Genomic DNA, 10,048 nt, shown 5'->3' with positions numbered 1-10,048 from the left:
CTCCTCCTGCAGGTCATAGCCTGATGTGTCGGCCCAGGTCGATCTCGGATCGAGAATGGCGCGGTCGACGCCAGCGACCGCCACCGGCACATCGAAACCAAAATTGGCGTCGGTGCGGAAATCGGCCCCGTTCAGCGAGCCGTCGAGTGCCGCGGCAAGCAGCGCCCGCGTCGCCTTGATCGGCATCCGCTTGCCGGTGCCATAGGCGCCGCCGGTCCAGCCGGTGTTGACCAGCCAGCAATCGACACCGTGATGGGCGATCAGCTCGCGCAGCAGATTGCCGTATTCCGACGGATGGCGCGGCATGAACGGTGCGCCGAAACAGGTCGAAAACGTCGCTTCGGGTTCAGTGACGCCCTTTTCGGTCCCTGCCACCTTGGCGGTATAGCCGGAGAGGAAATGATACATCGCCTGCGCCGGAGTGAGCCGGGCGATCGGCGGCATCACGCCGAATGCGTCGGCGGTCAGCATGATGATGTTTTTCGGGTGACCGGCGCGGCCCGTCTTGCTGGCGTTGGGGATGAAGTCGAGCGGATAGGCGCAGCGCGTGTTTTCGGTGAGACTGCCGTCGTCGAAATCCGGCACACGGTCCGCGTCGAGCACCACATTCTCCAGCACCGTGCCGAAGCGCTGCGTGGTGGCGAAGATCTCCGGCTCGGCTTCGGCCGAAAGCTTTATCGTCTTGGCATAGCAGCCGCCTTCGAAATTGAAGATGCCATCCGGACCCCAGCCGTGCTCGTCGTCGCCGACCAGCGTGCGCGACGGGTCGGCCGACAGCGTCGTCTTGCCGGTTCCCGAAAGGCCGAAGAAGATGGCCGCGTCTCCGCCAGCGCCTTCATTGGCCGAGCAATGCATCGGCATCACGCCCTTCGCCGGCAACAGATAGTTGAGCACGGTGAACACCGATTTCTTCATTTCGCCGGCATAGGAGGTGCCACCGATCAGCACGATCATGCGCGAGAGATCGACGGCGATCACCGTTTCGGTGCGGGTGCCGTGGCGGACGGGATCGGCGCGGAACGACGGCAGGTCGATGATCGTCATGTCAGGCACGAAATGCTCAAGCTCGGCGGCTTCCGGACGAATGAGCAGATTGCGGATGAACAAGGAGTGCCAGGCAAGCTCCGTGACGACCCTGGTCGTCAGCTTCAAGTCCTCGTCGGCGCCGCCGACCAGATCCTGCACATAAAGATCCTTGTCCGCAGCATGGGCGCGAAAATCGGCGAGCAGCATGTCGAACTGTGACGGCGAAATCGCCTTGTTGTTGTCCCACCACACATGCGGCCCGGTGGTCTCGTCGCGCACGATGAATTTGTCCTTGGGCGAGCGGCCGGTGTGCTGCCCGGTTTCGGCGACGAGCGCGCCATGCGCGGTTATCCGGGCCTCGCCGCGGCGGATCGCTTCCTCGTAAAGGGCCGCCACGCCGAAATTATAGCGCACCGCGCCCGTGGTTTTCAGGCCGATCCGATCGATCGCCCATGCGGGATTGCGTTTGCCGGCTTCCGACATGAGGGTTCCTTCTTCGATTTGAGCATCCTGGCCGGCGAATTTCCGGAGCCCCCACGACGGAGACTGTAAGCGTCAGAACCAGAAAAGCCAAATGATATCAAATAATTAATCGATTTAAATATTTTGAAAGTTGTTTAAATCGTTTATATATGCAAAAAATCAGGCGGTTGCCCAAAGGATTGGCGGTCTTTATCAGTCCAATCCATATCGAGGTGAGATTGTGGCCGCCGGCATGCCGCTCGTGACAGCGGACTGAGCCTGTGCCACATTTTGTACCTAATTTGTCCTGCAAAAGCCCCTTCTCGACCAAAGAAGGGACAGCTCATGAGGGAGCCACTTGAAATGGCAACAATCGCGCTTGTCGACGACGATCGCAACATTCTGACTTCGGTGTCGATCGCCCTCGAATCGGAGGGGTATCGCGTCGAAACCTACACGGATGGGGCATCGGCGCTGGAAGGCCTGGCGGCGCGTCCGCCGAATCTCGCCATCCTCGACATCAAGATGCCGCGCATGGACGGCATGGAGCTTCTGCGCCGGATGCGCCAGAAATCCGACCTGCCGGTGATCTTCCTGACGTCCAAGGACGACGAGATCGACGAGCTTTTCGGCCTCAAGATGGGCGCCGACGACTTCATCCGCAAACCCTTCTCGCAGCGTCTTCTGGTCGAGCGGGTTCGGGCCGTGCTGCGCCGCGCCAGCGCCCGCGAGGCGTCGGCCAAGACGCCCAACCAGCAGGCACGTTCGCTCGAGCGCGGCCAGCTTGTCATGGACCAGGAGCGCCACACCTGCACCTGGAAGGGCGAGCCGGTGACGCTTACCGTCACCGAGTTCCTGATCCTGCATTCTCTGGCCCAGCGTCCCGGTGTGGTAAAAAGCCGTGATGCGCTTATGGATTCGGCCTATGATGAGCAGGTCTATGTCGATGACCGCACCATCGACAGTCACATCAAGCGGCTTCGCAAGAAGTTCAAGGCCGTCGATGATGACTTCGAGATGATCGAAACCCTTTACGGAGTCGGATACCGGTTCCGCGAAGCATGAATTGATGCATGTCGCCCAAAAGTGGTCCCGGTTTTGGGGACAACGACATGCATCGAAAACGTTATTGCATGTCGTCCAAAAGTGGTCCCGGTTTTGGGACAACGACATGCTCAAAACTAAAGACCGAGCGGGGGCTGCTATTCGATGGCAGTGGACGTAGAGCGAGTGAGACGGACGGGCGGCCGGCGCCCGTCGCGGATTCTGCCCGCATTCCTGTCGAGGATCACGGTGCCGATGCGCCGCTTCCTCGGCCACCATATCTTTTCCAGCCTGACGCGGCGCATTCTCTTCCTCAACCTCGCCGGCCTGGCCGTCCTGGTCACCGGCATTCTCTACCTCAACACGTTTCGCGACGGGCTGATCGATGCCCGCGTCGAGAGCCTGATGACCCAGGGCGAGATCATCGCCGGCGCGATCGCGGCATCGGCGACGGTCGAGACCGATTCGATCAGCATCGATCCGGAAAAACTGCTGGAACTGCAGGCCGGCGAAAGCTTGGGTCCCGGCTCCGATCAGCTCGACAATCTGGACTTTCCGATCAATCCGGAGCGCGTCGCGCCGGTGCTCAGGCGCTTGATTTCGCCGACGCGGACGCGCGCCCGCATCTATGACCGCGACGCTAACCTGCTGCTCGATTCCCGCCATCTCTATTCGCGCGGCCAGATCCTTCGCTACGACCTGCCGCCGGTCTCCGCGGAAGAGCCCGACCTTCTGGAGCGTATCCAGAAATTCGTCTTTGATTTCTTCCGCAACACCGCGCTGCCGGTCTATCATGAGCAGCCGGGCGGCAATGGCGCTGCATTTCCGGAGGTGGTCAAGGCGCTTACCGGCAGCCCGTCGACCATCGTGCGGATCTCGGAACAGGGCGAGCAGATTGTTTCGGTCGCCGTGCCGATCCAGCGCTTCCGCGCCGTTCTCGGCGTATTGATGCTGTCGACGGAAGGCGGCGACATCGACAGGATCGTCGCGGCCGAGCGCAAGGCGATCCTGCGCGTCTTCGGCATTGCCGCCCTTGTCACCGCCATCCTGTCGATGCTGCTCGCCTCGACCATCGCCAACCCGCTGCGCCGGCTGTCGGCGGCGGCGGTCAGGGTGCGGCGCGGCGTCAAGAACCGCGAGGAAATCCCTGATTTCTCCGACCGGCAGGACGAGATCGGCAATCTGTCGATCGCCGTGCGCGACATGACCAATGCGCTCTATGCCCGCATTGAGGCGATCGAAAGTTTCGCGGCTGACGTCTCGCATGAGTTGAAGAACCCGCTGACCTCGCTGCGCAGCGCAGTGGAGACCCTGCCGCTGGCCAAGAACGACACGTCGCGCAGCCGGCTGATGGATATCATCCAGCACGACGTCAGGCGGCTGGACCGTCTCATCACCGACATTTCCGATGCCTCCCGTCTTGACGCCGAGCTCGCGCGGGAAGACGCAGGAACCGTGGATCTCAAGAAGTTCATCACGGATCTAGTCGACGTTTCACGCACGGCCACGCGCAACAAAAAAACGGTCGAGATCGAGTTCAAGGTCGCCAAGCCGCCGCAGGGCGTCAAGGGCTACTTCGTCGCCGGCCACGATCTGAGGATCGGCCAGGTCATCACCAATCTGATCGAGAATGCCCGCTCCTTCGTTCCTGAAGAGCGCGGCCACATCACTATCTCGCTGGCGCGCGCCGGCAAGGTCAACATCATCACCATCGACGACAATGGTCCCGGTATAAGAGCAGACAACATCGACCGCATCTTCGAACGCTTCTACACCGACCGGCCGGCCGGCGAGGCGTTCGGCCAGAATTCAGGGCTTGGCCTGTCGATCAGCAGGCAGATCGTCGAAGCCCATGGCGGCACGCTGACCGCCGAGAACATCCCGGGCACCAAACCCGGCGAGATCAAGGGCGCGCGCTTCGTCGTGACGTTGCCGGCCGAAGGCTGATCTATGCGCGCTGAAAACATTCATGGAACGGCGCTGCTGATCGGCGAGCGCGGCGTCCTCATCACCGGACCGTCCGGCGCCGGCAAGACGACGCTGGCGCTGACGCTCCTGGATCATTGCCGCGCGCGCGGGCTGTTTTCGCGGCTTATCGGCGATGACAGGCTGCTCGCCGTGGCCCACGCCGGGCGGCTGGTCTGTGGCGTGCCGGCGACCATCGCCGGTCTCGCCGAAGTGCCTGGGTTCATGCCGCGCCCGCTGCCCTTCGAGCCGGGTGGAGTGATCGACCTGCATGTCCGGCTGGTGCCGAAGGCAGAAATGGCCCGTTTCCAGGAGGAAATCAGCGAACCGGTGGCAGGCTGTCCGGTGCCGCGTATCGACCTTGCCGAGCGCAACGCCGCCACGGCCTTGCCGGCGGTGATGGCACGGCTCTCCATCGCGCCTTTTCTATGATCCGGTTCCGGTTTTTTGCTGCAATGCGTCAAAATGGCCTAGGCCTATGCAATTTTGGGCTTGTCAACGCGTCTCGCGTCGACAAGATAGCGCTCCCGCCGCCTAAAATGGCCGGCGAGTATGAAACGCCTTATGAAGCGGCGATGACGGGAGCCACCAAAGAATGATCGGACTCGTGCTTGTAACGCACGGTCAACTGGCCGCCGAATTCCGCCATGCCGTGGAACATGTCGTCGGGCCACAAGACAGTTTCGAGACCGTGGCGATCGGCGCCGATGACGATATGGAGCAGCGCCGCAGCGACATCGTCGACGCCGTTGCCCGTGTCGACACGGGGGCGGGCGTCATCGTTTTGACAGACATGTTCGGCGGCACGCCCTCCAATCTCGCCATTTCGGTGATGGAATCCGGTCGTACCGAGGTCATTGCCGGCATGAACCTGCCGATGCTGATCAAGCTGTCCAGCATTCGCAAGGGCGACAATATGAGCGCGGCGCTGGACGAGGCGCAGGCAGCCGGCCGCAAATACATCAATGTCGCCAGCCAGCTTTTGAGCAGCAAATGAACGCGCTGTCGGCCAAGAAGGATGACATCGTCCGGGAGTTTCCAATCGTCAACCAGCGTGGCCTGCATGCCCGCGCCTCGGCGAAGTTCGTTCAGGTTGCCAGCGGCTTCGACGCCTCCGTCCATGTCGAGAAGGACGGCGTCAAGGTCGGCGGCACCTCGATCATGGGTTTGATGATGCTGGCGGCGAGCCCCGGCTATTCGATTCGCGTCACCGCCAGTGGCCCGGAGGCCGAGCAGGTCATCGACGCACTGGAGAAACTGGTCGCCTCCCGCTTCGGCGAAGAGTCCTGACGCCTGGAGCGCCGCGCGTCCTTTGGACTCGAATTTGCGCATCGTGCTTTCCGAAAATCGCTTCCGAAGACATGCACGGATAAAGATTTCTTTATATCCCATTGTCGTCCGACCGGCGATCTGCTAGTCAGGCCGGCAACTCGCGCCCTTCGAAACGCCTTTGGCGCGGGCGCATCCCGAAGACAATTCTTGATCGGAGCACTGCCATGACGGGTAGCAAAGACTATGTGGTCGCCGACATCTCTCTTGCCGGCTGGGGCCGCAAGGAGATCGAGATCGCCGAAACCGAAATGCCGGGTCTGATGGCCTGCCGCGAGGAATTCGGCAAGGCGCAGCCGCTCAAGGGCGCGCGCATCACCGGTTCGCTGCACATGACCATTCAGACGGCGGTGCTGATCGAAACGCTGAAGGTGCTCGGCGCCGATATCCGCTGGGCCTCCTGCAACATCTTCTCGACCCAGGACCATGCGGCCGCGGCCATCGCCGAGGCCGGCATTCCGGTCTTCGCCATCAAGGGCGAGACGCTCGAAGACTACTGGGTCTACACCGACAGGATTTTCCAGTGGGCCGATGGCGGCACCTCCAACATGATCCTGGATGATGGCGGCGACGCCACCATGTACATCCTGATCGGCGCGCGCGCCGAAGCCGGCGAGGATGTGCTCTCCAATCCGGGCAGCGAGGAGGAAGAGATCCTGTTTGCGCAGATCAAGAAGCGTATGGCGGCTTCGCCCGGCTTCTTCACCAAGCAGAAGGAAGCGATCCGCGGCGTCACCGAAGAGACGACGACCGGCGTCAACCGGCTCTATCAGTTGCAGAAGAAGGGCCTGCTGCCGTTCCCGGCCATCAACGTCAACGATAGCGTGACCAAGTCGAAATTCGACAACAAATACGGCTGCAAGGAATCTCTGGTCGACGGCATTCGCCGCGGCACCGACACGATGATGGCCGGCAAGGTCGCGGTCGTCTGCGGCTATGGCGACGTCGGCAAGGGCTCTTCGGCGTCGCTCAAGGGCGCCGGCGCCCGCGTCAAGGTCACCGAGGTCGATCCGATCTGCGCGTTGCAGGCGGCGATGGACGGCTTCGAAGTCGTCACGCTCGAGGATGCCGCACCGACGGCCGACATCATCATCACCACCACCGGCAACAAGGACGTCGTCACCCTCGACCACATGCGGTCGTTCAAGGACATGGTGATCGTCGGCAATATCGGTCACTTCGACAACGAGATCCAGGTGGCGTCGCTGCGCAATCTGAAGTGGACCAACATCAAGCCGCAGGTCGACATGATCACCTTCCCGGACGGCAAGCGGATGATCCTTTTGTCGGAAGGCCGCCTGCTCAATCTCGGCAATGCCACCGGCCATCCGAGCTTCGTCATGTCGGCGTCCTTCACCAACCAGGTGTTGGCCCAGATCGAGCTCTACACCAAGCCCGGCCAGTACGAGAATCAGGTCTATGTCCTGCCGAAGCATCTCGATGAAAAGGTCGCGCGCCTGCATCTCGACAAGCTTGGCGCCCGGCTTACCGAACTGTCCGGCGAACAGGCCGCCTATATCGGCGTGACCCCGCAGGGGCCGTTCAAGCCGGAACACTACCGCTATTAACCAAAGCTTAAATTACCACTAGATATTGATGCCGGGCGATTGACTTTTCGCCCGGCTTTATTTTTGCGCTGATTGATTCTTCACGCCGATTCGCGCAAGCGCTATGGTGCTGATTCGCGGGTCCGGGGACGAGGGCCGACGCACGCATCAGGGCGGTCTTGCATTCAGGCGGCGAAGAGGACCAAGACATGCCGGGGGATAACCCGCCTCGCGCGGGACAGGCCGTTTCCGGCGGCCACAACGATTCGGTGACCACGGATTCCGCTGCAACAGGCGGAAGCCTCCTATGGTGCGCTGGCGCTCGCGTCGGAAAATTGCTTGCCTCTTCCGCGCTCGCCGGTCCGCTGCTCGGTTTTGCGGCGCATGCTGAAACCGTCGCTGCGCAAAAAGCCGGGCTGTCGGTCTCCACGGTCGAGGTCATGCAGCTCGCCATGTTTGTCGGCGTCATGGGCGCGGCACTTGTCTCGGCCATCGCCCTGATCCGCGAAAGAGCGCGCACCTCGGCACAGAATGTCGAACTCAGAGCCCGCTTAGCCGACGTCAACGCTGCGCTGCGGCGCTCCGAGGCGCTGCTCAATCTGCGCGACCAGCGTGTCATCGTATGGGCCGCGGAAAACAAGAAACCCGAGCTCGTCGGAACATTGCCGGTTGAGAGCGGCGCCCCGGAAGACCGCGCCGCTTTCCTCGCCTTCGGCCGTTGGCTGATGCCGCGCTCGGCGGCGGCGCTCGAGAACGCCGTGGCGGGACTGCGGGAAAAGGCGAGGCCGTTCGATCTCGTCATCGAATCGCAGGTCGGTGCGCCGCTCGAAGTGCACGGTCGCAAGAGCGCAGCACACGTGCTTGTGCGCTTCGTCTCGCTGTCTGAAACGCAGCGAAGCGAGGCCAGGCTGAAAATCGAAAACCAGCGCCTCGCCACCGACTATGACACGATGCTCGGCCTTCTCGACGCGCTCAGCATGCCGTCATGGCTGCGCACGGCGGACGGGCGGTTGAAATGGGTCAACCGCGCCTATGCCAACGCAGTCGAAGCGGAAAATGCCGAAGCGGCCGTTCGCGACGCGAAGGAATTCCTGGGTGGCCAGGCGCGCGATGCGATCGCTGCGCAGCACAAGTCGCATCCCGTCTTCGAGCAGGCGCTTTCCACCGTCATCGAAGGCGACCGCCGCATGTTCGCTGTGACCGACTTCGCCGGCGCGGATGGTTCGGCGGGTCTTGCCTGTGACACCAGCGGCATCGAGATCATCCGTAACGAATACGAGCGGACCGTGCGGAGCCATGCCGACACGCTCGATCAACTCAACACCGCCGTGGCGATTTTCGATACCGACGAGAAGCTGCGGTTTTTCAACCAGGCGTTCCAGAAACTATGGGGCCTCGACAGCGGCTTCCTGCACAGCGCCCCGGACAACGCCTTGTTGCTCGACAGGCTGCGCAGCGAAGGCAAGATCGCCGAGCAGCCCGAATGGCGGCGCTGGAAGGAGAGCCTGCTAGGCGCCTATCGCGCGGTCGAGTCGCAGGAACATTGGTGGCATCTGCCGGACGGCAAGACCATCCGCGTTGTCGCCAATCCGCAGCCCAAGGGCGGCGTGACCTGGGTGTTCGAGAACCTGACCGAGAAGATGGACCTCGAAAGCCGCTACCAGACCGCGGTGCGGGTCCAGGGCGAGACGCTCGACAATCTTGCCGAGGGCGTGGCCGTGTTCGGCCCGGACGGAAGGCTCAGATTGTCGAACCCGGCATTCGCAGCACTTTGGGGACTGGACGCCGACGCCGCCAAGCCCAACGTCCACGTCTCCACGATCCGCGATCTTTGCGACCGGCGCGCCGCCGACAGTCCCTGGGCCGGGTTCGTTGCCGCCATCACCGGTTTCGACGATGAGCGCCGCGACCGCCACGGCCAGACCGAGCTGAACAACGGCAACGTGCTGCGCTACGCGATGATCCCGCTGCCCAACGGGCAGGTGATGATGACCTTCGTCGACGTCACCGACAGCGTCAATGTCGAGCGGGCCCTAAAGGACAAGAACGAGGCGCTGGAAAAATCCGACCAGCTCAAGAACGAGTTCGTGCAGCACGTCTCCTACGAATTGCGCTCGCCGCTGACCAACATCATCGGCTTCACCGAGCTTCTTTCGCTGCCGTCGACCGGGCCATTGAGCCAGAAGCAGCGCGAATATGTCGAGCATGTCGGCTCGTCTTCCTCGGTCCTGCTCACCATCGTCAACGACATCCTCGACCTGGCGACCGTGGATGCCGGCATCATGGAGCTCGACATCTCCGAAGTTCACGTCGACCGGACCATCGCCGCCGCCGCCGAGCTTGTTGCCGACCGGCTGGAGGAGCATGCAATCAGGCTCAAGATTGACGCGGCCACCGCGCCAAAGACGTTCCACGGCGACGAAACCCGCGTCCGCCAGATCCTCTACAATCTGCTGAGCAACGCCGCGAACTACGCTCCGGAGGCGAGCACCATCACGCTCGCCTGCCGCTCGCTTGCCGAAGGCGTGGAATTCTCCGTTCATGACGACGGTCCCGGCATGCCGCCGGACCTGCTCGATTCGGTGTTCCGGCGGTTTGAACCGCGCACCAATGGCGGCCGCCGGCGCGGCGCCGGCCTCGGCCTGTCGATCGTCAAGAGCTTTGTCGAACTGCAC

Annotated in this window: 8 protein-coding genes; 7 read left to right on the top strand and 1 reads right to left on the bottom strand. The window is 62.4% G+C overall.

Annotated elements, in window-relative coordinates:
- Positions 1-1,509 (bottom strand): phosphoenolpyruvate carboxykinase (locus EOC93_RS30425; protein ID WP_127206474.1); only part of this gene is annotated, 1,509 nt, incomplete at its 3' end.
- Between the two features lie 342 nt (positions 1,510-1,851).
- Between EOC93_RS30425 and EOC93_RS30420 the strand changes: the two genes are divergently transcribed.
- The 7 genes from EOC93_RS30420 to EOC93_RS30390 form a co-directional block, all read left to right on the top strand.
- The gene (locus EOC93_RS30420) at positions 1,852-2,553 is read left to right on the top strand and encodes a response regulator transcription factor (RefSeq protein WP_023796909.1); all 702 of its coding nucleotides are present in this window, start codon (positions 1,852-1,854) and stop codon (positions 2,551-2,553) included.
- A 144-nt stretch (positions 2,554-2,697) separates the two neighbouring features.
- Entirely contained in the window at positions 2,698-4,479 is a 1,782-nt protein-coding gene (locus EOC93_RS30415; protein ID WP_127206473.1) for a sensor histidine kinase, read from the top strand.
- Positions 4,480-4,482: 3 nt separating this feature from the next.
- Positions 4,483-4,929: an HPr kinase/phosphorylase gene (locus tag EOC93_RS30410; protein WP_126103995.1), complete on the top strand. Its 447-nt coding sequence runs from the start codon at positions 4,483-4,485 to the stop codon at positions 4,927-4,929.
- Between the two features lie 163 nt (positions 4,930-5,092).
- Positions 5,093-5,494 (top strand): PTS sugar transporter subunit IIA, encoded by a 402-nt coding sequence (locus EOC93_RS30405; RefSeq protein WP_029347440.1) that lies wholly within the window; start codon positions 5,093-5,095, stop codon positions 5,492-5,494.
- Positions 5,491-5,787 (top strand): HPr family phosphocarrier protein, encoded by a 297-nt coding sequence (locus tag EOC93_RS30400; protein WP_126103994.1) that lies wholly within the window; start codon positions 5,491-5,493, stop codon positions 5,785-5,787. Before EOC93_RS30405 ends, EOC93_RS30400 begins: the two co-directional genes overlap by 4 nt.
- Positions 5,788-5,993: 206 nt before the next feature.
- Positions 5,994-7,394 (top strand): adenosylhomocysteinase, encoded by a 1,401-nt coding sequence (ahcY, locus tag EOC93_RS30395; protein ID WP_095484471.1) that lies wholly within the window; start codon positions 5,994-5,996, stop codon positions 7,392-7,394.
- 188 nt (positions 7,395-7,582) lie between these two features.
- Positions 7,583-10,048: PAS domain-containing sensor histidine kinase (locus tag EOC93_RS30390; protein WP_164759336.1), on the top strand; the 2,466-nt coding region annotated here is incomplete at its 3' end.

It is taken from the genome of Mesorhizobium sp. M6A.T.Ce.TU.002.03.1.1, from assembly GCF_003997275.1.
Classification (GTDB): Bacteria; Pseudomonadota; Alphaproteobacteria; order Rhizobiales; family Rhizobiaceae; genus Mesorhizobium; species Mesorhizobium mediterraneum.
Note: the sequence above shows the minus strand (reverse complement) of the source record. Positions and strands in the feature narration are given on the sequence as shown.

Coding starts and splice junctions, on each gene's coding strand:
- EOC93_RS30415 (WP_127206473.1), top strand. CDS start 2,698: ATGGCAGTGGACGTAGAGCGAGTGAGACGGACGGGCGGCCGGCGCCCG.
- EOC93_RS30405 (WP_029347440.1), top strand. CDS start 5,093: ATGATCGGACTCGTGCTTGTAACGCACGGTCAACTGGCCGCCGAATTC.
- EOC93_RS30400 (WP_126103994.1), top strand. CDS start 5,491: ATGAACGCGCTGTCGGCCAAGAAGGATGACATCGTCCGGGAGTTTCCA.
- ahcY (WP_095484471.1), top strand. CDS start 5,994: ATGACGGGTAGCAAAGACTATGTGGTCGCCGACATCTCTCTTGCCGGC.
- EOC93_RS30410 (WP_126103995.1), top strand. CDS start 4,483: ATGCGCGCTGAAAACATTCATGGAACGGCGCTGCTGATCGGCGAGCGC.
- EOC93_RS30420 (WP_023796909.1), top strand. CDS start 1,852: ATGGCAACAATCGCGCTTGTCGACGACGATCGCAACATTCTGACTTCG.